Source organism: Bartonella machadoae (genome assembly GCF_022559585.1).
Classification (GTDB): Bacteria; Pseudomonadota; Alphaproteobacteria; order Rhizobiales; family Rhizobiaceae; genus Bartonella; species Bartonella machadoae.
In genome coordinates, this window is record NZ_CP087114.1 from 1,714,927 (window position 1) to 1,737,852 (window position 22,926).

General features: G+C 36.9%; 13 protein-coding genes. 8 read left to right on the forward strand and 5 right to left on the reverse strand.

Annotated features, from left to right (window positions below):
* The first annotated feature begins 4 nt into the window (after positions 1-4).
* From LNM86_RS08325 to LNM86_RS08360, 8 genes are all read left to right on the forward strand, one after another.
* A complete protein-coding gene (locus tag LNM86_RS08325; protein ID WP_241437302.1) occupies positions 5-1,606 on the forward strand; it encodes a YfjI family protein in 1,602 nt (533 codons plus the stop codon).
* A 571-nt stretch (positions 1,607-2,177) separates the two neighbouring features.
* The gene (locus LNM86_RS08330) at positions 2,178-7,163 is read left to right on the forward strand and encodes a DEAD/DEAH box helicase (protein WP_241437303.1); all 4,986 of its coding nucleotides are present in this window, start codon (positions 2,178-2,180) and stop codon (positions 7,161-7,163) included.
* Between the two features lie 1,369 nt (positions 7,164-8,532).
* A complete protein-coding gene (locus tag LNM86_RS08335; RefSeq protein ID WP_241437304.1) occupies positions 8,533-9,324 on the forward strand; it encodes a hypothetical protein in 792 nt (263 codons plus the stop codon).
* A 79-nt stretch (positions 9,325-9,403) separates the two neighbouring features.
* Positions 9,404-9,913 (forward strand): hypothetical protein, encoded by a 510-nt coding sequence (locus tag LNM86_RS08340; protein WP_241437305.1) that lies wholly within the window; start codon positions 9,404-9,406, stop codon positions 9,911-9,913.
* A gap of 96 nt (positions 9,914-10,009) precedes the next feature.
* A complete protein-coding gene (locus tag LNM86_RS08345; protein ID WP_241437306.1) occupies positions 10,010-10,792 on the forward strand; it encodes a hypothetical protein in 783 nt (260 codons plus the stop codon).
* Between the two features lie 73 nt (positions 10,793-10,865).
* A complete protein-coding gene (locus LNM86_RS08350; RefSeq protein WP_241437307.1) occupies positions 10,866-11,363 on the forward strand; it encodes a hypothetical protein in 498 nt (165 codons plus the stop codon).
* A gap of 76 nt (positions 11,364-11,439) precedes the next feature.
* On the forward strand, positions 11,440-12,219 hold the full coding sequence (locus LNM86_RS08355; protein ID WP_241438967.1) for a hypothetical protein: 780 nt from the start codon (positions 11,440-11,442) through the stop codon (positions 12,217-12,219).
* A gap of 781 nt (positions 12,220-13,000) precedes the next feature.
* Positions 13,001-13,924, forward strand: coding sequence for an MFS transporter (locus tag LNM86_RS08360; RefSeq protein ID WP_241437308.1), 924 nt, complete (start codon positions 13,001-13,003; stop codon positions 13,922-13,924).
* Positions 13,925-15,547: 1,623 nt separating this feature from the next.
* On the opposite strand, the gene LNM86_RS08365 is transcribed toward LNM86_RS08360, so the two are convergent.
* The 5 genes from LNM86_RS08365 to hflK all read right to left on the reverse strand — a co-directional run bounded on the left by LNM86_RS08365 (position 15,548) and on the right by hflK (position 22,866).
* The gene (locus LNM86_RS08365; protein ID WP_241437309.1) at positions 15,548-17,341 is read right to left on the reverse strand and encodes an acetolactate synthase 3 large subunit; all 1,794 of its coding nucleotides are present in this window, start codon (positions 17,339-17,341) and stop codon (positions 15,548-15,550) included.
* 238 nt (positions 17,342-17,579) lie between these two features.
* On the reverse strand, positions 17,580-18,482 hold the full coding sequence (gene miaA / locus LNM86_RS08370; protein WP_241437310.1) for a tRNA (adenosine(37)-N6)-dimethylallyltransferase MiaA: 903 nt from the start codon (positions 18,480-18,482) through the stop codon (positions 17,580-17,582).
* Between the two features lie 631 nt (positions 18,483-19,113).
* Positions 19,114-20,631, reverse strand: a complete 1,518-nt coding sequence (locus LNM86_RS08375) for a Do family serine endopeptidase (RefSeq protein ID WP_241437311.1) — start codon at positions 20,629-20,631, stop codon at positions 19,114-19,116.
* Positions 20,632-20,782: 151 nt separating this feature from the next.
* Positions 20,783-21,718, reverse strand: a complete 936-nt coding sequence (gene hflC, locus LNM86_RS08380) for a protease modulator HflC (protein ID WP_241437312.1) — start codon at positions 21,716-21,718, stop codon at positions 20,783-20,785.
* A 2-nt stretch (positions 21,719-21,720) separates the two neighbouring features.
* On the reverse strand, positions 21,721-22,866 hold the full coding sequence (gene hflK / locus LNM86_RS08385; RefSeq protein WP_241437313.1) for an FtsH protease activity modulator HflK: 1,146 nt from the start codon (positions 22,864-22,866) through the stop codon (positions 21,721-21,723).
* Between the last annotated feature and the right edge of the window lie 60 nt (positions 22,867-22,926).

Genomic DNA, 22,926 nt, shown 5'->3' on the forward strand with positions numbered 1-22,926 from the left:
AAAAATGACAAAAAATATTCTAGAAAACAATGAAAATAGTTCGGTAAATGATACTGATAACGATAACAACCCTGTCTCTTTAAAAGATCATCCCTGTTTACAAGCCATCCCTTATGAACAGGCTTTGCAACAAATGGGATGGGGCGAATTAAAACCGATTAACACCGCTCTTTTACCGGTCGAGCCTTTTAATATTTTACAAATGCCTTATAGACTAAGCAGATATGTTTACGATATTGCTGACCGTCAACAATCGCCTCTCGATTTTGTGGCTGTCTCTGCTATCTGTGCTTTAGCTGCTCTGATTGGCAATGGCGTGCGCATTGCTCCAAAACAGCATGATAATTGGTACATTGTTCCTAATCTATGGGGGGCTATTATTGGTAACCCTTCTACACGAAAAACACCGGCTTTGAAAACCGCTCTTCAACCCCTTGCTGATCTTCAAACAGAAGCTTTGCAAGCTTACCAACAAAAGAATAAACAAGCAGAGATTGAACAGGCTCTTGAGGCGATAAACCAAAAACAAAAGAATAAACAAGCCGGAAAAGCTTTAAAGAATGGAGATACCCAAGCTGCCCGTTCTATTTTAGCTGAAAACATAACCAAAGATAACCAGCAGGATGAGGAAAATTCACGTTTTATTGTCAATGACACAACGGTCGAAAAGCTTGGAGAATTACTCAAAGAAAATCCACGTGGGTTACTGTTAGTTCGTGATGAACTTTCTGGTTTTTTAGCAAATATGGAGCGGGTTGAATATCAATCGGAGCGGGCTTTTTATTTGGAAACCTTTAATGGGGATGGTCAATTCACCTATGACCGTATTGGACGTGGAACCCTTCATATTCCCAATGCAACGCTTTCTATCATTGGAGGGATTCAACCCTTAAGGATTATGCCCCTTATTCAGGCAATGCTTTCTGGGAAAGGAGATGATGGTTTATTGCAACGGTTTCAAATGCTGGTGTGGCCGGATGAAAACCAAGATTGGAAATGGAAAGATAAAAATCCCAATCAAGAAGCCTATCAAGAATATGAAAAGGTGCTTCGTTCTTTTTATGACAAACCCTTAGGATCACCTAAGCACCCGCGGATCATGCGCTTTGCTGCTAATGCTCAAGAATTGTTTCGTGAATGGTGGGAAAATCATCATAAAGAAATCAAGGAAAGCAAAGTTTCTGTCTCTTACCAAGCGCATCTTTTAAAAATGCCAAAAACCATAGCAAGCCTTGCCCTCATTATCGAACTTGTTGAGGATGGGCGTTTTGAGATCACTTTGCCTTCTCTCTCAAGAGCCTTGCGTTGGTCAAACTATCTGTTAAGCCATGCGAAACGGTTTTATACTGCGGGTGATATCTTGGTAAAGGAGCGTGCAAATTTGATTATAGAGCGTTGTAATTGCTTACCTGAGGTTTTTACTGCTCGTGATATCTACAGACGCTGCTGGGCGCATTTAAAGGACAAGGAAGCGGTCAAACAAGCTTTAGAGCTTTTATGTCATACAAACCACATTCGCAAAAAGTTCATAACCCATCAGACAAGTAAATCGAGTACCTATTATGAATGGCATCCTTTGGTAAAAAACAAGAATGCAAAGCAATGAAATGAATAAACAAAAGATGATTTTAAGAGTGCTGGCAAAAGAGAAAGATATGACCTGAATGAATAACCATAACTCAGGTCATATTCTTGTCAGTCATTATTGTTGATTTACCCCCCTCATTTTAAAAAAAACTTTTAGATAAAAATAAAAACCATTATATTTCAATATGTTATGATATTTTTACAAAAAAACCATCCCAATAAGATGATCTGTATAGAGAATTAATAGGATCAATTGAACAAAACCTGTCAGTATCTGTCAAAAAATTTAACTGACAGCAATTATGATATTTTGAGATCATAAAACACTTCGAAACATTCATTTTGATCTCTTAAAACACGGTTCGCATTTGTTTTTATTTCCGTAAAACGAATAGTAAATTTTACTACTTTGCTGTTTATAGGCTGTTTATAATTGCAACTTGTTAAATTTTTTTGAGGGAATTGATAGGTTTTCGCGCCATTTTGGTTTATTGGGTACTCGATATTTGTTCTAAATGTATTTATGAAACGCCATTGTGATTCTTACACTGTTAATGAGTCAATGTCATAAGGTATGGAGTTTCTCTATAATGTCTCAAACCCTCAATTTTGATAACAAACAATCCTCTTTACGCTCTCTCTTACAATCCTATCGTGAAAAATCAATCTCAGATCAAGAAAAGCAAAAGGCTTTCGAAAAGTTTGTAATTGCTTATCTCACGCAAGACCCTCTCCAATGCCAAGAATATGAAACGGTTCAAAGCTATAGAGACGTGGCTGATGTGCATGGATGGAAAGGAAGCGATGAAGATACGGATATTGATCTGGTGGCAAAAATCCGTGATTGCAATGAGTATGTCGCCATTCAATGTAAATTTTATGAGACAAATTATCAGATCACGCAAGAGAACATTGAGAGCTTTATCGCCATCTCAGGTAAAAATCGTTTTAAATATCGCCTTCTTATTGACAGCACGCAAGGTGAATTAAGCGAAAACGCCAATACCATGATTGAAGGACAAGCGGTTCCGGTTTATCGCATTAATCTCTTCAATATGGAAAACAGTGCAATTGATTGGGGGATTTTTGAAACAGAAGGGAAAATTGTTCTTAAAGATAAGAAACAAAAGTTGCCTTTTACCCATCAGAAAGAAGCCATTGAAGCTGTCTGTGAGGGATTAAAAGAAGCAGACCGTGGCAAGCTGATTATGGCTTGTGGAACGGGTAAAACTTTCACCAGTCTCAAGATAGCAGAAACTCTTGCTGGTCAAGGCAAGCGTGTTTTGTTTTTGGTGCCTTCTCTTGCTCTTATGTCACAAACCATCAGAGAATGGACAGCGGATGCACAAATCCCGTTGCGTTCCTTTGCTGTGTGTTCGGATAAGCAAATAGGCAAGCGGCGTTTCAATAATGATGATGATGCTGAACTGAGTGCTTCAGATCTTGCCTTGCCTGTCACAACCGATGCGCAAATGCTTGGAGAGAAAGGGAACAAAGTTTCTCCCCATGTTATGAATGTTGTTTTTGCTACTTACCAATCAATCCAAGTGATTGCTGATGCACAAAAGGACCATGATTTACCTGAATTTGATCTGATCATTTGCGATGAAGCCCATAGGACAACGGGGGCGGCTTTGGGAACCGATAAAAGTGAATCTGATTTTATCAAGGTTCATGATAACAGCATTATTAAGGGCAAAAAACGTCTCTACATGACCGCAACCCCGCGCATCTTTAGTGACAATGCAAAAAGGCGTGCGGATGAACTGGATGCTGTTCTGGCGTCTATGGATAATGAGACAATCTATGGAAAACAGCTCTATTTTTATAGTTTCTCCGATGCCGTCAAGAATGACCTCTTAACGCCTTATAAGATTATTGTCTTGGGTGTGGATGAAAAGTTCGTACGTGATACTCTTGAGATTCCTACCAACCATAAGAATTATGAACTTACTCTTGATGATAGAACAAAGATCTTAGGCTGTTACCAAGCTCTTAGCAAAATCGATCTGAAAGTTGATCTTGGTGATGACCCTAATCCCATGCGCCGTGCTTTGGCTTTTTGTAAAGATATTAAAACCTCGCAACGCATTCGTGATACCTTTGAAGGCAAGGGTGTTAAGAGAGCTTTCCGTAAAATCCATAAAGAACACAAAGATACACCTCCTCTTCTCTGTGAGGTGCAACATATTGATGGAAAAGATGGTGCCAAGAAACGAACGGAATTGCTTGAATGGTTGGAAGCTGATGCGGGGGAAAATACCTGTCGTATCTTAACCAATGTTCGCTGTCTCTCAGAAGGTGTGGATGTCCCTGCTCTTGATGCGGTGATGTTTTTACACCCGCGCAAAAGCCAAGTGGATGTCATACAGGCGGTGGGGCGTGTGATGCGTCGGGCTCCCAATAAGAAAAGAGGCTATATCATTTTACCGGTTGGCGTACCGGCTGGGATCTCCCCCGAATTGGCTTTAAAAAACAATAAGAAATACAGTGTTGTTTGGCAAGTTCTCAATGCTTTGCTTTCTCATGATGAGAATTTTAGCAAAACCCTTAATCAAATGAACTTAGGGCAAGATGTAAGTTCTATTATCGATATTGTCACGGTTTCTCAAAAGATGGAGATAGAAAATGTGACAACCGTTGTTGATGATGTGCCCTTACAAGCGAAAACAGAAAGTGCACATGCTTCTTTTGCTACGACTGTCCGTAAATCCCTTTCTCACCATAATGGGCAAGGACAATTGCCTCTGTATAAGGCATTCCCCAATGCTTTTAGAACATTTCTTGTCAAAAGATCTACTATGAGTGACTATTGGGAAAACTGGGCGGGTAATGTTGCTGATATTGCACAAAATCATATCAACCGCCTGCAAAATATGCTTGCTGATGAAAAGAGCAAAGCATGCCGTGCGTTTGATGCGTTTCTCAAAGAATTACAAAACAACTTAAACAGTGATATCAAGCAAGAGGAAGCTGTTGAGATGCTTGCACAGCATCTTGTCACGCGTCCTGTTTTTGAAGCTTTATTTGATGGCAATCAATTTGTTCAAAACAATGCCATCTCACAAGCAATGGAAAAGATTTTAAAGGAATTAGACAAGACCAATATTGAAGAAGAGTCAAAAGAGCTTAAAGAATTCTATGACAGTGTCAAATTCCGTGCCTCTGGGATTACCGAACCCCATGCAAGACAAAATCTGATTATCAAGCTTTATGAAAGCTTTTTTGCCAAGGCATTTAAAAAGACAACAGATAAGCTTGGGATTGTTTATACCCCTGTTGAGGTTGTGGATTTTATTATTCACTCTGTTGATGATGTTTTACGCAAGGAATTTGGCAAGAGCTTGGGTTCACGGGGTGTTTCTATTCTTGACCCCTTTACAGGTACCGGTACCTTTATCACAAGGCTTTTGCAATCTGATCTGATTAAACCAGAAGATATGGAATATAAGTTCCGTCATGATATCCATGCCAATGAGATTGTTCTTTTAGCTTATTACATAGCAGCGATTAATATTGAATCGACCTATCATAGTCTTATGAAAGGAGATTATATCCCCTTTAAGCATATTGGTTTAACCGATACGTTTCAGATGGTTGAAAAACAAGATCTGATGAAGGGTTTATTAGAAGAAAACAGTGCCTATTTGGAACTTCAGAAAAAGCTGAATATTGAAGTTATCTTTGGTAACCCTCCTTATTCAACAGGGCAAAAAAGTGCGAATGATAATAATCAAAATACATCTTATCACGTATTAGATGAACGAATAGAAGCGACTTATGCCGCTCAATCGAATGCAAGTCTTATGCGCAATCTTTATGATAGTTATATTCGTGCCATCCGCTGGGCTAGTGACCGTATAAAGGACCGTGGTGTTATTGGTTTTGTTACAAATGCAAGTTTTGTAGATGCAAATTCTATGACTGGCTTACGTAAATGCCTTGTTGAGGAATTTAGCAGTCTTTATATTTTCCATTTGCGTGGTAATCAACGAACGTCTGGAGAGCTTTCCCGAAAAGAAGGAGGTCAAATTTTTGGTTCCGGATCACGAGCCCCTATTGCCATCTCTATTCTTGTAAAAAATCCAGAATCCAAACAGCGTGGTAAAATATATTTTCGTAATATTGGAGATTATCTCACGAGGCAAGAAAAGCTTACTATCATTGAGTCCTTTGGTAGCATTGAAGGTATCGCACAAAAACAAAAATGGAAAATCATTACACCAGACAAACATGGTGATTGGCGCGGTCAAAGGGATGACAGTTTTAATGCATTTTTAGCCATGGGTGATAAGAAAAGTCATGGTGAAAAGCTCTTTGAAACATTCTCCTGTGGTATAGTAACCAGTCGTGATGCTTGGGCATATAACTCAAGTCGTGAATATTTAGCAAAAAATATGCATAATATGATTGCCTTCTATAATAGTGAAGTAGAATGTTTTAATAAGACCCATCCACATATTGACCGTAAAGCACGTGCAAAGGCTATAAACAATTTCGTAAATTCAGATGTGAAAAAAATTAGTTGGAGCCGTGCGCTTAAACAAGAATTAGCGAAAGAAAAGGTTTTTGAATTTGAAGAAGCATGCCTCACAAAAAGTTTGTATCGCCCTTTTACACGACAGTGGCTTTATTATAATCGCATCTTCAATGAAATGGTTTTACAAATGCCGCGGATATTCCCTATAGGAAAAGCTGTTGATAATAGAGTGATTCAAGTTACAGGCGTAGGAGGAATGAAAGGTTTTTCTGTGCTTATGACTAAGGATTTACCTAATTTTGATTCAATAGAAAAAAGTCAATGTTTTCCACGTTATACTTACGAAGACACTACGGTTTCAAAAAATAGAATTGATACCCAATCTCATTTATTTGCAAACTCTAAAGAAGAAACCAAAACGGCTGGTTTACAAAGGCGTGATGCAATTACTGATGAGGGTTTAGCACATTTTAAAACAGCATATCCTAATGAGAAAATTACCAAAGATGATATCTTCTATTATGTTTACGGTCTCTTGCATTCAGAAGATTACCGTGCTCGCTATGCTGATAACCTCTCTAAAGAATTGCCTCGCATCCCTTGCGTAAAGAGCGCTGAAGATTTCTGGGCATTCGTTAATGCGGGTCGTGAATTAGGCAATTTACACGTTAATTATGAAACGGTAGAGTCTTATCCCGTGACCTTTAAAAAAGGCAATCCAAAACTTACCGATATCCCTAATCCTGAGAAATTTTATTACGTTACAGAAATGAAATTCGCAAAAATCAAAGATAGTAAGGAAAAGGATAAAAGCACTGTTATTTACAATAGCAATATCATAATAACAGATATACCCAAGGAAGCTTATGAGTATATCGTAAATGGTAAACCCGCTCTTGAATGGGTTATGGGGCGTCAATGTGTAAAGACTGATAAAAAGAGTGGTATTGTTAATGATGCCAATCGCTATGCTATTGAAACCATTGGCAACGCTGCTTATCCATTGGAATTGTTCCAAAGGGTTATTACTGTAAGTTTAGAAACAATGAAGATTGTTAAGAACTTACCAAATCTAGAATTAAGAGAAACTGAATAGATTTATGAATCATGCCAATCTCATAAGGGGTATAGATCTTATAACCATCATCTATACTCTCTTATTAGGTTGCTTATGTACAATCTTAAAAGGAATGATTTACCATGCGCTATTCTAAAAAAAGATGATAAGATTTTTTACATTGCTTTTAAAAGATTATATCGCAATCTCAAATGATGCCTTTCATATCTTTCATAAGCTCTCTTTAAAGAGAATTATGCGTATTAATAGATTGTATTTATCAAGAGAGATTGTTTTTTGTCTTTTTAGTATTTTTTTCTTTAAAACACAAAGTTTCAAAACTCAAAACCCCCTTCAAATTGATAAGTTACTCTTTATAATTTATAACATGCCTCATAACCATCTCTTATCTTTTGAAAGGCATTTAAAGAGCCATATGCCCTCTCATAAAACATGATTTAAACATTCATTAAAATCATAAATGGTGTCAGTTAAATTTTTAGACAGATACTGACAGGTTTTATTCAATTGATATCATTAATTCTCTATACAGATCATCTTATTAGCATTGAATATTTCTTAAAACACAATAACATATTGAAATATAATATTTTTTACTTTTATTTAAAAGATGTTTTTTAAAATGAGGGGGGTAAATGACTGCTAATAACTGACAAGAGACAAAAGCCCCTTAAAAGGTATTTTGATAAGGATATAAGAATTCAAAATGTTTTCATAGCAAATCAAAACCGCATGATCATATTATCCTTTTATGAGAATGATGCGGTGGCTATAGAGAATGAATCAAAACAATAGATTTGAATCAAAAGCGCTGGTTATAAAGACGCGGTCTCTATAAAGCTTCTTAAATTACAAACCTCTTATAAAAAATTCACAAAAATATTCACAAGGCATCTCATAAAAATAATGATGCGTTATAAAGTTAAAAATAGGCATTATGAGAGCGTTTTTAGTTATTATGATGTTTAAAAGAGAAAAATAACGCAATTGCGTAATATAGAGTCAAATAGACGCAATAAAACAGAAAATATTCATAAGCATATGATGCGTATTTATACACAATGGTATAAAAAATAATTATAAAAAAACACAAAAAAGAATAAAATATGATTGACAATAAATACGTAATTTGTTATATAAATACTCAAGTGATTAACAAACACTTTCGTTAAGCGGGTAGGTTACGAAACAGCCTCTCCCATGCTTTTAAAATACTGACTGTCTTTTATGCTCTTGTTAGTATATTAAGATTCTGTCGGGTGTGCTTACACCATACAAGACCCTTAGGGAAAAGTGTAAGCAACGGACTTAACACCGTGTTTTCTAGCACCCGATGTCTGTTAAGGCTGTCAATAGAAAACTTCAATTTGTTAAGAAAGAATTTCAAATGAAATCTACAGTTAAAAACACCCCCGTTATCTCATCCAAAAAATATGAATTTATTGATGATTGTGAATTAATAGATGATCATTATTTATACCGTATACGTGCTTTAAGAGATTTTGGTGATGTCAAAAAAGGAGATCTAGGGGGGTATATCGAAAAGGAAGATAACCTCTCTCATGAGGGCAATTGTTGGATTTATGATGATGCCGCGGTTTTTTTGGATGCCAAGCTTTATGAGAATGCTAAAATTTATCAAGAAGCTAAAGTTTTTAGACAAGCCAAGGTTTATGGAAATGCTACTGTAAATGGCAAGGCATGGGTGTTTGATTATAAAGCTCATGTTTATGAAAATGCAAAAATTAACGATAACGCTAGGGTCTGTGGTCATGTCTCTGGCAATGCCGTTGTAAGTGATAATGCTACTATTGCTGATGGTGCCAAGGTTTATGATAACGCACGGGTTTATGAGAGGGCACATATTTGTGGCTATGTTTTTGGAAATGCCCATGTTTATGGTAAATCACGTATTTATGTATGGGCACATATTTATGATAATGCCCATGTCTTTTGCAATGCTTGGATTAAGGATTATGCAAGTGTCTATGGCAATGCAAAAGTCTCTGGCTCGGCGCGCGTTGGTTGCTTGGCAAGAATTTATGATAATGCCAAGGTTTATGGTAAATCAAATATCGATCATCATGTAAAAATTTATGGCAATGCCGTGGTTAATAGCCATATAAAAATTCGTGATGATATTTGTACTAACGATCAGTCTCTTAAAGATGCTGCGTAAATAACACCGTGGGCGCGGCGGGGGCGCCCCTCTCTAAATTTCATTCAAAATTTTACTAACTATAGATTAGGAGCTCCCTATGACCACTATAAATGTATCTAAAATTGTATCCAAAAAATATGAAATTACAAATGAAACCCGTGTTTTTGATAATCATACCCTTTATCGCATTCGTGCTTTGAGAGACTTTGATGATGTTAAGGCTGGTCAATTGGGGGGCTTTATTGAAGATGAGAGTAATCTCTCTCATGAGGGCAATTGCTGGGTTGCTGATGATGCGTATGTTTTAAAACCCGGTCGTGTTTATGAGAATGCTAGGGTTTATGGCAATGCTGCGGTTGGTGGTTTTGTTTATGGCAATGCGCATGTTTATGATTTTGCCAAGGTTTTTGCCAATGCCCATGTCTATGATAACGCACGGGTTTTTGATAGTGCAAAAATTATCAGTAATGTCCATATTTATGAAAATGCAAGTGCCTATGGCATGGCTATTGTTACTAAAAATGCCTATAGCAATACAAGAGAGAATGTTTATACAGAACGGCTCTCTCCTTATGGCGAGATTTCCTTTGTAATGTGTCGTCCATAAAAAGCAGCATAAATAACACCGCGGGCGCGGCGGGGGCGCCCCCTTCTTAAGAACATTTCATTCAAATTTTATCGATTATTTAGATTGGGTTTTCTCATGATTAGTACAGTTGTAACTAAAAAATATGAATTAACAAATGAAATCAAAGAAATTTACCAAAATAAGGATGGTAAATTTGTGCCTATAAATCTTTATCGCATTCGTGCTTTAAGAGATTTTGATGATGTCAAGGCTGGTCAATTGGGTGGTTTTATTGAAAATGAAGATAACCTCTCTCATGATGGTAATTGCTGGGTTTATGATGAGGCGTGGGTTGCTGACAATGGCGTCGTGTCTGAAAATGCAAAACTTCGTAATGAAGCTGTTGTTGCTAAACATGCTAAAGCTTATGGGAATGCTGTTATTAGTGATCATGCTAAAGTTTATGGTCATGATACCCATGTTTATGACAATGCCAAGGTTTATGATCATGCTAGTATCTCAGGGAATATGTGGTTTCGAGACAAGGGATGGGTTTATGGCAAGTGCGTGGTTAATGGGAATGCCAAGGTTTGTGGTCAAGTTTATGACAATGCCGTGGTTTATGGAAAAGCCTTTATTACTATAGAGGCAAAAATATATGACAATGCAAAAGTTTTGCATAGTGCTTATGTGAATGGCTCTGTTTATGGCAATGCAAAAGTATCGGGCTCTGCTTATGTAAGTGAGGGTGCTCATATTTTTGAAAATGCTAGGGTTTATGGAAAAGCGGTTATTGAAAAAAATATCAAGATTTATGGCAATGCAAAAATATTTGGAAATGCGTATGTTCGTAATGAAGTAAGTGATGATGTTATAATCAATAATCGTGAAAAAATTATCGAAAATGAAGCAACGTAAATAACAGGCGTTGCGGGGGCGCCTGCTTTCCAAATTCTTTCATTTCAAATTTCATTCTATAAGGATTGTTCCTATGCAAAAGAAATTTGCACTTACAAATGAAACGCGTCTCTTTGGTAATCGCATATTGTATCGCATTCAGGCTTTAAAAAGCTTTTCTGATGTCAAGGCTGGTCAACTCGGTGGTTTTATCGAAAATGAAAATAACCTCTCCCATGATGGCAATTGCTGGGTTTATGGTAATGCTCTGGTTTTAAACTCAGGTCGGGTTTCTGAAAATGCTAGGGTCTATCATAACGCTATTATCGCTGGTTATGTCTATGGCAATGCAATCGTTCTTGGTAAATCGATCATTTATGACCATGCTCATGTCTATGGTAATGCACAAATTTATGATCACGCCCGTGTCGTCAATTATGTTCATATTTGTGAAAATGCTCATAGTCACGGCATTGTTATGATTTTAGAAAAGACTCGTGATGATATTGAAACAAGGTCTTATATCGAATTGCTTTCCAATAATGAAATAAAAATCATCTGGCTGCGTAATAAAGCCTTTTTAAATCTTTAAAGCGCGGCGGTCACTCCATTTTTCCAACATTTTCCATGCAACTTTTTTCACAAGAGAGATTGTGAGGGGTCTTATGATGTCTAAAAAATACAAACTAACTAATGAAACAAAACAACTGAAAGATAAAATTACACAAAAAATTACAACGCTTTATCGCATTCAGGCTTTAAAAAGCTTTTCTGATGTCAAGGCTGGTCAACTCGGCGGTTTTATTGAAAAGGAAGAAAATCTTTCTCATAACGGTCTTTGCTGGGTTTATGATAATGCATTGGTTTATAAACATGCCCGTGTCTATGAGAATGCAAAAATACGAGGCAATGCGCAAATTTGTGGTCTTGTCTATGGCAATGCTCAGGTGCATGATAAGGTGTTTATTTCTCAATATGCAAAAATTTATGACAATGCATTTGTTTATGATAGTGCGCATGTGGCTGGCTATGTTTATGGCAAGGCTCGTGTCTATGGCAATAGTCGCGTTTCAATTGAAGCCCATGTTTATGGCAATGCGCATCTTTTTCATAATAGTTATCTTTTTGAATATGCAAGGCTTTATGGCAACGCTAGAGTGTTAGGCTCTGCTTGTCTTTTTAGCACTGCGCATGTTTATGGCTATGCTGTTGTTAAGAGCCGTGCCAAAATTTATGGCAAGGTTTATGATTATGCAAAAGTGAGTGGCTGTGCGCAAATTTATGGCTCTGTTTATGGTAAAGCTCAGGTTTCTCATACGATCAAGGTCTTTGGTCGTGCTTGTGGGCGTGCAAAACTCAATCGAAAAAGTGAGATAAGAGAGGTTCCAAAAAATAAGGAGGTTAATAAGAGCGATATTCTTATAGAGATTATTGATACTGAAGAATAAATACCAAATGCGGGGGGCGTTGGTTTTATGCCATCTTAAGAGACAAGAGTGCAAAAAAGAAAGCCGTGCCATTTTACGTGACGCGGCTTTATGAATGAATATATTAAGGAACTCTATAAAAGAAATTGATAGCAAGTGGCTATATACAAAACGTATTATATTGCAAGCTTTGTATTCGCTTTATAAAAACTTATCCAAAATAATATATATGAAAGCGTTCTTTTAGATCATCACATTTGGATGAAAAAACATGTTAGCTCTGTAATGATTTAAAACCTATTTATACAATGCCCTCATTTTTAAAGCGGTTAATTTGAAAGAAAGCACCTTCTCAAAACGCTTTGTAAAGTTATATCAACTCTCAACTTCTCTCTGCTTATGAAAAAAGATGCCCTCATTTTTGAGGTAACTAAAATCACTCAATTCAAATTGCATTTATTACTTTAACCGTATTATCAAAACAGCTTTTGAAACGTGTTTTGCATTCTATCATTAAAAGCATATAGTTTTAACAATGCGATTTATTATGATAAAAACGTCTTGTAAAATTTATGACCTGTTATGACTGATAACTGCTTTGCATTTCATTTGAATGCTCTCATGTGTTATAACATTGGCATCATGATTTGCTTTTTATGCTCTGTTTATAGATGGCTATTGTTTGTAAAAAATGGTCAATTAAATTGTGTATAAAAGTGTGGATTCAAAGGTGGATTCATATAAAATAAATGCACTTAATCTATTGACTTTATTGTGTTTTTTTGTATAATGTGGTTTCTTGTTGGGAGCAATCGCAGATAACTATATTTCCCTTTTGGTTTGTTTGCTCATTGTAGGGGGATTCTATAGTTCTGCTCAACCCGGTGGCGCTAAATCTGTTTCTTTATGGTTTCCACAATCGCAACGCGGATTTGCAATGGGAATAAGGCAAGCGGGGCTACCATTAGGTGGGGCATTAGCTGGAGTAGTTCTTCCTGCTAGTGCACTTGTCTATGGCACACAAGGTGCGTTTTTGATCGGTGCCATAGTTTCTTTTTTAGGTGGATATATCTTTATTATTTTTTATCACTCACCAGCAAAAGTTGTAACCATCCCTCCAGAAAGCAAGGCAAGAATTTCGTTCTATGCAAATGTAAGGTCTCGTCTTGCGATGTTGGCTGCGCCGCATATGAAGAATATTATTTTTTCAGGCGTTTCTCTTGTAATAGTTCAATATGTTTTAACCATTTTTATCACGATTTATTTTTATAGAATCTATCACCTATCTTTAGATAAAAGTGCTTATTTGTTTTTTGTTTCACAAGCTTCTGGTGCCTTAGGGAGAATTATTTTAGCAGCATGGAGTGATCACTGTAGAAAAGGACGATTTTTCCCTGTCTTATTTTGCATGATTGCAGTCGTTTTTGGATTTTTAATATTAATTTTGGACATGAGTGGATCGATAATTTATCTCACTATTTTATCTGCTTGGCTAGGTTTTTTTGGAATGGGATGGTATGGCCCGTGGGTTGCTTATATTGTAGACTCTTCGCCAAAAGAAAGCATTGGCTTTTCTCTGGGTTTAGCAATGTCTGTAAATCAAATCGCAATTATTACTGCTCCACCATTATTTGGATTAATCCAAGATTTTACAGACACTTATTTACCAACATGGCTGATTTTAATTTTAATAATTGTTGTTTCACTTTTCTTAATAAAGAAGTAGGGGGAATACAATTGGAAGACTTTAGACCATGTTATTTATGGCCCATATGGTGATCTTGAATATTTGGTTGAGCTAAAAAGAGCATTTTCGCTGCTACCACATAAAGTATTTATAATTCTTATGAAGCAAAAGGGACTATTACCCTTAAACTATATTAATCTTTGAAAAACTTCTAATTGATAAACAAATTAATACATCGTCACCTAATCCTTATAATTTAGATACATCTTGTAAAAGTGGCTATATGAGCGAAAATTAATGATGATGTTTTCTTGCTCGGAGAACCTTACTCAATTCAGTTTGAAGAAGAAAATAGAGTAAATAATCTGGTTCCTTTAGAGAATAATAAAAAAGATTATATAGGATTAGGATTTGAAGTTGCGTGAGATTTTCATAGAGAAAATATTGCACTAAAATTTATAACTGATTTTAATTTATCTCTTAAAAGGATACTCTTATCTGGCGTTCGCAATGATGTCGATAGCCCATTAACGAGAATATCTGATGCACGTCTCGCTTTAAAACTTTTAAGTGACGAGGATTTGCGTAGCTTAAGGGATAATTTATATATAATAAATGTTCCCTATAGATAGAGAAAAAATGGGATAACCCCTAAAATGAAGTGCTCCTCATTCAAGGAACGGTGAATTTCCAGATATTAGTGTTGTTTTTTATCTAGGCATGTTAGAGTCCGCAGTAAAAAAAAGCCAAGGAAACTTTAGATCATTGTTATGAAGCTGTTAAGGATGTATCTTTTGGAATTGATATACAACCAAAAAGATTATTATACATTCATAACAGAATGGCTCTATACTCTAGAGATAAATTTTTTGGATCATTTGATAGTTATGAAAATCCAATGCGGTGGATTCAAAGAGTGTTTGTATCGGCAGATTTATGGAATTATAGATATGTAAAATAAATAAAAGAAAGAGTATTTGATTTTCAATGTTAATGTCCTGACAATGATATGATGTTGAATATTATTCTGGTTTGTATATATTGACTACACATCTCATATATGCAGATTTCTCCAGCATAATCAGGTGAGGTTACTACCTTATTATAAGCTATGGTGGCTAATTGATTTTCCTATGGCTGTATTTTATCTTTGTTATTTTTGCCCTTACTTTCAAGCCGCTAGAGAGATTCTCCTATCAAGCCCTTGAAAAAGCGATTTAGAGTAATTTCATAATGCGAAACCAAAACACAGTAACAAACTTTTCTATTGTTTTATAAGCATGACGATTTGTATAGTTGCACCTTTCAAGTACGGTGCGGTGGCTTTTTTCTTACATGATGGAAACTTTCACATATGAAGCAACATCATTAATTTATAATAGATAATTCAATATATTATCTAAAAAATGCAACGAAATAACTATTAATGTGAACATCTGAATTAAAAAAACAAACATCGCGTACAAATAAATTCAAACATCATTGGGCACACGACTTATAACATTTTTGAGATGAACAAATAAGACCTCATGTCTTTAAACAAAGAATGAAAATCATAAAATGATCTTTCAGGATAATAGAAACTCTCTACAAAGAAGAGACAGAGATGAAGACTCCAAAGACTTCATCCTCCTCCTTCACTATTTGGTTAACATATTCATTTTATACGAGAATATGACCATCAGCAGAAATAGCATTTGCAATTGCTTCATCATTAGCCTCATCAGGCAACAGCATATCATTATGAGCGCATCCCGATGGGATCATGGGAAAACAATTTTCTAAATGATAAACACGACAATCGAAAAGAACAGGCTTATCACAGTCAATCATTTGCTGAATTTTATCATCAAGTTCACTCGGTTTTGAACAACGAATACCAACAGCACCATAAGATTGGGCTAATTTTACAAAGTCAGGCATAGATTCTGTATAAGAATGAGAAAGACGATTACCATGCAACAACTGCTGCCATTGGCGAACCATACCCATATATTGATTATTTAAAATAAAAATTTTCACTGGTGTATTATGCTGCATTGCTGTTGCCAGCTCTTGGATATTCATCTGAATTGAAGCATCACCAGAAATACATATGACAAGTGCATCAGGATGTGCAATTTGAACACCAATAGCAGCAGGAAGACCATATCCCATCGTTCCAAGACCACCAGAAGTCATCCAATGTTTTGGTTCATCAAAGCGATAATACTGAGCCGCCCACATCTGATGTTGTCCAACATCCGTTGTGATATAAGCGCTTGCATCTTTGCTAAGTGCATAAAGCCGTTCAAGAGCATATTGTGGCATAATGACATCTTTTTTCTCGGCATATGCTAGTGAATTACGAGCTCTCCAGCCATTAATTTGTCTCCACCACATCTCACGGCTTTCACTTTTAAATATTGGTTTATACATATGCAAACGCCGATTGATCTCTCCTAAAATATGCGCCACATCACCCATAAGTGGAACTTCTACTTTCACGATTTTATTGATAGAAGAAGGATCAATATCAATATGGATAATACGTGCATGGGGTGCAAACGCATCAAGTCGCCCAGTGATACGATCATCAAAGCGTGCACCAATCGCCAACATGACATCACAATCATGCATGGCCATATTAGCTTCATACGTTCCATGCATTCCAAGCATTCCAAGCCAATTTTTACCAGAAGCAGGATAAGCACCAAGACCCATAAGCGTTGAAGTGATTGGAAAATCTCCTAGTTGAACCAATTCACGCAAAAGCTGTACAGCTTTAGGACCTGATGAAATAACACCACCACCAGTATAAAGAACAGGGCGTTTTGCTTCTGCCAAAAGAGAAACAGCATTTTCAATAGCCTTCTCTTTCAACTGTGGATAAGAAGGCATAACACTCGTAACTTGAGGTGCTCTATAAAGACCTGAAGCGAACTGAACATCCTTAGGAATATCAATCAAAACGGGTCCTTGGCGCCCTGATTGGGCAATAGAAAAAGCTTTATGAATAATTTCCGCAAGCTCGTTTACATCTTCAACCAAACAATTATATTTCGTACAGGGGTTTGTAATACCAACCGTATCAGCCTCTTGAAAAGCATTTGTTCCAATGACGGTTGTCGATACCTGACCTGAAAAACAAACAAGTGGAATGGAATCCATGAGTGCATCTTGTAAAGGTGTCACAGCATTTGTTGCACCTGGTCCAGAGGTTACAAGCATAACGCCAACCTTCCCAGTACTGCGTGCATAACCTTCAGCAGCATGACCTGCTGCTTGTTCATGACGCACCAAAATATGCCGAACTTTATCTTGTTGATAAAGAACATCAAAAATAGGAAGAACAGCGCCACCAGGATAACCAAAAAGATGTTTAACCCCATGATCAATAAGAGCTTGAACCACCATTTCAGCACCCGACATTATTTTTCCGTCTGCACTCTCTTGCATTCTTGGATGATTTGTCATTTTTCCCACTCGCCTACTTGATAGTATAATAAAAAAAAGCCCCTAGAGGAGCCCATAAAAAAAGACTCCAAAGGAGCCCATTACACACAAAATAACATATATTGTATGACCCCCTCCCTATTCCTATGCACAAACCTATAAGAAAAATATTCCTTATAGGAGGATTTTTAATTCTATTAAGAGCATTCGTCAATAAAAAATTACACTCCCTAAAAAAAATCTATTTATAAGGATTTTTTTATGACTTTTCAAACCTCTCAACTCTTTTATCAAGAACCAGCATCCATTCTTTATCAAATTGATTACGAAACCATGTCATTTGCCTTTTTGCGTATCTCCTCGTTTGTGTTTTCACGATTTCAAGAGCATTCTCGAAACTTCTATACCCCTCCAAATAAGCGATAAATTCAGCTATACCAATAGCTTTCATCGCTGGTAACAAGGGAGAAAGTTGAAGCCTTTTCATGGCATAAACCTCTTCTAAAGCACCTCTTTCGATCATAGAATCCAACCTCTTATGAATACGTTCGTAAAGCAATTCACGTGAAGGAATGAGAAGAATTTTTTCAGCACAATCTGACAGAATCAGAGGAAGCGTTTTTTGCTTTTGCCACCAACTTAGTTTTTTACCTGTTGCTTCATAAACTTCTAGGGCACGAACAATACGTTGACCATCTTGCGAAGAAATTTTCTCAGCAAGAACAGCATCAATTTGCAATAACTGGTGATAAAGACTTTCAGCCCCCTCTTGATCAAGTCGCAACCGCCATTTTTGCCGTAAAACCTGCGGAATAGAAGGAATTTCTGCAATTCCTTCCAAAAGAGCACGGAAATAAAGCCCCGTTCCACCAACAAAAATAAGTGACCTTGATGGAAATGTTATCAATAATTTTTTAACATCATCCAACCATTGCCCTACTGAATAATGCAGAGACGGATTCACATAACCATAGAGATAATGTGGAACAAGTGCAGTATCAGCTTCTGTAGGACGTGCCGTTAGAATATTTAAAACATCATAAACCTGCATTGAATCCGTATTAATGATAAAAGCATTTTTTTCTTGAGCCATTTGTAAAGCAAGTGCAGACTTCCCACTTGCAGTTGGTCCCGCTATCAATGTAATCGTTCTCTGTATCATGAATGGCAATTTCTAATTCATCAATCGACAACTTATTGCATTATTGCAACATGCATATCCAATCCCTAAGCACCTATATTTTATTTCCTCTCTGTATTCCATTTCCATTGTCATAGAGTGAATAGTTCAAACAAAAAGACAAGTAAAACCTTTATAATGAACATAATGAAAATACCTATGACAACTCTGTTTCTTTTTAAAAAAGAAAAAATAAACGCAATAACAATCTCAAGGATTGTTTGCTATTATTCAATAACAAAGTAGAGTCACAAAAATTCTTTTCAGATAACCATCATAAATAAATATATTTTTTTGTAATCTATAAAACAGAATACTTAAACTTAACGCGCATAATTAAATAACTTTATATTTTTATAAGAAAACGAATAATATAATGATTTATAATAAGAAATTTCTTCTTCAACTTTCCCTTTATAACCGTTTCTCTTCCCTCAACCATAAAGCAAAAGACAGTGATACTCATAAATGACGAACTTTCATATTATTCTCTCAGGAAAATTGTTATTTTAAAACAAAGAATGCAAACTCTTCTCTATCGTACATCTTAAGATATGATAACAAAATGGAAAGTAATGAGAGACAGATATAAAAATCTCAATCCCCAAAATGATTAATCCATTGGAATTGTTACGAGCCGTAATTCTCCATCTGGACGAGCAACAATAAAGAGAGCATTTTTACGCCCAGCTTCACGTAATTTATGAAGACGTTTCTTAACTTCATCAACCGTTTTAACGGAACTTTGATTGATATCAACAATCACTTCACCAATGCGAATACGCTTTTTATCTGCTGCGCTATTTTGTACAACAGATGTCACTACCAACCCTTGAAGTTTATCTGTAATTGAATAATGATGGCGCAAATCTTCTGTAATCTCAGATAATGTCATTCCCATAAGCTGCATTGTCACATTTTTTGATCCAGTATCATTTTTGTCATCATCAGATTCTTCTGCTGTATTTTCATTCGCATCTGTTTCAATCAAACGACCAAGCTTAACTTGTACTCTTTTTTCTTGTCCATTTCGCAAAATAGTAACATCCACCACTTTCCCTTCCGGACTTTCCGCTACTAAACGCGGCAAATCACGTGCATGCTTAATTTTTGCCTTGCCAAAGTAAAGAATAATATCTCCAGTTTGCAACTGGCTATTATCGACATCAGCATGTTCTATTTTACCAGCAACCAACGCCCCTTCAGCTTTTTCTAACTTCAAACTTTTTGCAATATCCTCTGTTACGGGTTGAATACGAAGTGCCAACCAACCACGCCTTATTTCCCCGAAATCACGCAATTGATTGATAACAGAAAGAGCCATCTCTGATGGTATAGCAAAACCGATACCGATCGACCCCCCAGAAGGTGAAATAATTGCTGTATTAATGCCAATGACCTCACCCTTTCTATCAAATAACGGGCCTCCAGAATTTCCTCTGTTAATTGCGGCATCTGTCTGAATAAAATTATCATAAGGACCCGCATTAAGATCACGATTTCGTGCAGAAATAATACCAACTGTCACACTTCCACCAAAACCATAGGGATTCCCGATAGCCATAACCCAATCACCAATACGGGCTTTTTCTGAATCGCCAAAACGTACAGCTTTTAACTTTTTACTTCCTGCATCCACCTGAAGAATTGCCAAATCCGTCTTGCTATCCTTTCCAAGCAATTTTGCTTTTAGTTTTGTACCATCAGTAAAATTAACTTCAATATCATCAGCATCAACAATAACATGGTAATTTGTAACAATAAGCCCTCTTTGCGCATCAATCACAAAACCAGATCCCAAAGAGCGCATCTTTTGAAACTGGCTATCTTTTTGACCATCCTTGGGGGTAAAAAAATCACTAAAATATTCTTCCAATAATGAATCTTTTGGTATAGCAGGCACGAAAGTATGCTCATCCTGTTCGGTCCCATCAACGGTTTGTGCTATGGAAATATTCACAACCGTCTCTAAAAGTTCAGAAGCCAAATCAGGAACAGAAAGAGGTGTGTTTTTTGTTTCTTCTCCGTAAGACAAGTTAACTGATGAGAATAAAAACAAAACCCCACAAATAACAACTCTTGTAATAAAGAACCTCAAAGACGTATTTTTATCTACGACGTTTCTACCCATAATATGCCTTTAACAAAATGCTGCAAAGAGCCTTATTCAACTTATCTACGCAAAATGAGCATAGTTCAACGCTCTACCATTCTCATCATCAAAAAAACAACCACAAAGCACACTTTTTACATCAAATTGTGCCTACAGCTGATTGTTGCATCTACTCTCCCACCAATTTTGTTTCAGTTTTACCGATGCTCATATTCATTGCTGATGAATTTTTTTTCTTTTCTTGCTGTGGATTACGGAAATAGAAAAAGAAATCCTCATTTGGTGAAATCACCATTGGAATGCGTTCCAAATTCTTATATTGCTCCATTGCTAACCAAAAATCGTAAAAGGATGGATTAGCATTTCTTGCACTCAGTAAAAGGCGAATACTTTCAGCTTGACCTTCACCACGCGTAATTTCAGCATCACGTCTTGCGGCTGCTACGATCTCTTCATATTCACGATTGGCTTCTGCCACAATACGATCTCTCTCCTGCTGACCACGGGCACGAATATTTTCCGCTACAGCTTCACGTTCTGCGGCCATTTGACGATAAACATCTTCTGAAACAGCATCAGTTAAATCTGTTTTGCGAATACGCACATCAACAATAGTAATCCCCAACGAGCCTGCATCGACAGAAAACTGCCGTTGCACCTCAGCCATCATTGCACCCCTTTCATCTGATAAAGCCGCCCTAAATTCCCTCTTACCATAAACTGCCCGCAAAGCATCAATAAAACGCGGGGCAAGATTTTCACGTGCTGCAATTTGTGGACGCCCTGAAGCAATACGCTGTAAAAACAACTTAGGATCCATAATACGATAAATAAAGAATGCATCTACTTCGTAATAAGCCCCCCCTCTCACCTGTACAGATTGTGTTGGAACATCGTAACGTAGCAATCGGTTATCAACAACAACCATCTTATCTACAAAGGGTACTTTCAAATAGATTCCAGGGTTAGACTCTACCTTTACAATTTGCCCAAAACGCTTAATGGCTATTTGTTGACGAGGATAAACAATAAAAACAGACATCCATAGAACCATCAAAAGAAAAACGATAGTACTAAAAATAAACAAGAAACGAGATTGCTGCATAATTAGCGTCCTTCCAAAATGCGAGAATCCAAGAGTGACGTAGAACGCAATGAGGCTTTTTTCGCGTTTTCTGATGAATTACCACGCAACAGCTCGTTTAGAGGCAAATAAGGCACCACTGGAGAATTTATTTTATCAAGAACCAATTTATTTGGTGAAGCAAGAATACGCCCCATTGTCTCCATATAAAGACGATAACGCGTAGCCTCTGGTGAAATTTCAGCCTCACGAACGATAGCTTGAAAACGCTCGGCGCGTCCTCTTGCCTCTTCAACCATTTGTGCCTTTTCACCCTTTGCGATTTCCCGTGTGCGTGAAGCTTCACCATTTGCTAAACCAATTTTTGTAAAACGCACACGATTTCCTTCTTCAATCATTCGACCACGTTCTTGCTCTGCCTGCTGAACAGAATTAAATGCCGCTGCAACCTTGGTAGGAGGGGCAGCCTCACTGATCGATACACGACTTATTTCAACACCGAGTTGATATTTATCCACGGTCAACTGGATAATTTTTCTCACATCATCAGCAACTTCTTCTTTTTTATCACGTAACACATCATCAACAGGTCTAGAACCAATAACTTCACGCATTGCGCTCTCAGCAACCTGACGAACGGTCCCTTCTTGATCATTCACATTGAATAGAAACTGGCTAGGATGTGAAATTCGATAATAAACAGAAAAATTAACATTCACAATATTCTGATCACTTGAAAGCATCAAACCTTCACTCTGTTGTGTCTGACCCGACTGACCACCAATAGCGATTGTTTTTTCCGTTAAAGGTACTTTCATATAAGTCTCAATTGGCCAAAAGTGAAAATGCAAACCATCACCGATAATTCCTGCTTTAGGAACACCAAAACGCAACTCTACGGCTTGCTCATTTTGCTGAACAATATAAACTGACTGATACAACCAAAAAAACACAACAAGCAGAAACAATATCCCCCAGAGACCAGCTCCACCAAATTGTTTAAGCTGATTTTGCCCTTTGCGCAAAATATCATCAAGACTGGGACCATTGTCACCACCATTGCTGCCACCAGAACCAAAGAGATTCTTAGCAGATGTTTTTTTGTCACCACCATGCTTACTTTTATCGCCACCCCACGGGCCACCACCATTTTGATTTGTCCAGGGCATCATCACCTCTTAACTAATACCATTCACTAACGACCAACCTTTGACTTAAATCTTATAGGA

Coding starts and splice junctions, on each gene's coding strand:
- LNM86_RS08345 (WP_241437306.1), top strand. CDS start 10,010: ATGATTAGTACAGTTGTAACTAAAAAATATGAATTAACAAATGAAATC.
- hflK (WP_241437313.1), bottom strand. CDS start 22,866: ATGCCCTGGACAAATCAAAATGGTGGTGGCCCGTGGGGTGGCGATAAA.
- LNM86_RS08350 (WP_241437307.1), top strand. CDS start 10,866: ATGCAAAAGAAATTTGCACTTACAAATGAAACGCGTCTCTTTGGTAAT.
- hflC (WP_241437312.1), bottom strand. CDS start 21,718: ATGCAGCAATCTCGTTTCTTGTTTATTTTTAGTACTATCGTTTTTCTT.
- LNM86_RS08335 (WP_241437304.1), top strand. CDS start 8,533: ATGAAATCTACAGTTAAAAACACCCCCGTTATCTCATCCAAAAAATAT.
- LNM86_RS08340 (WP_241437305.1), top strand. CDS start 9,404: ATGACCACTATAAATGTATCTAAAATTGTATCCAAAAAATATGAAATT.
- miaA (WP_241437310.1), bottom strand. CDS start 18,482: ATGATACAGAGAACGATTACATTGATAGCGGGACCAACTGCAAGTGGG.
- LNM86_RS08375 (WP_241437311.1), bottom strand. CDS start 20,631: ATGGGTAGAAACGTCGTAGATAAAAATACGTCTTTGAGGTTCTTTATT.
- LNM86_RS08325 (WP_241437302.1), top strand. CDS start 5: ATGACAAAAAATATTCTAGAAAACAATGAAAATAGTTCGGTAAATGAT.
- LNM86_RS08330 (WP_241437303.1), top strand. CDS start 2,178: ATGTCTCAAACCCTCAATTTTGATAACAAACAATCCTCTTTACGCTCT.
- LNM86_RS08355 (WP_241438967.1), top strand. CDS start 11,440: ATGTCTAAAAAATACAAACTAACTAATGAAACAAAACAACTGAAAGAT.
- LNM86_RS08365 (WP_241437309.1), bottom strand. CDS start 17,341: ATGACAAATCATCCAAGAATGCAAGAGAGTGCAGACGGAAAAATAATG.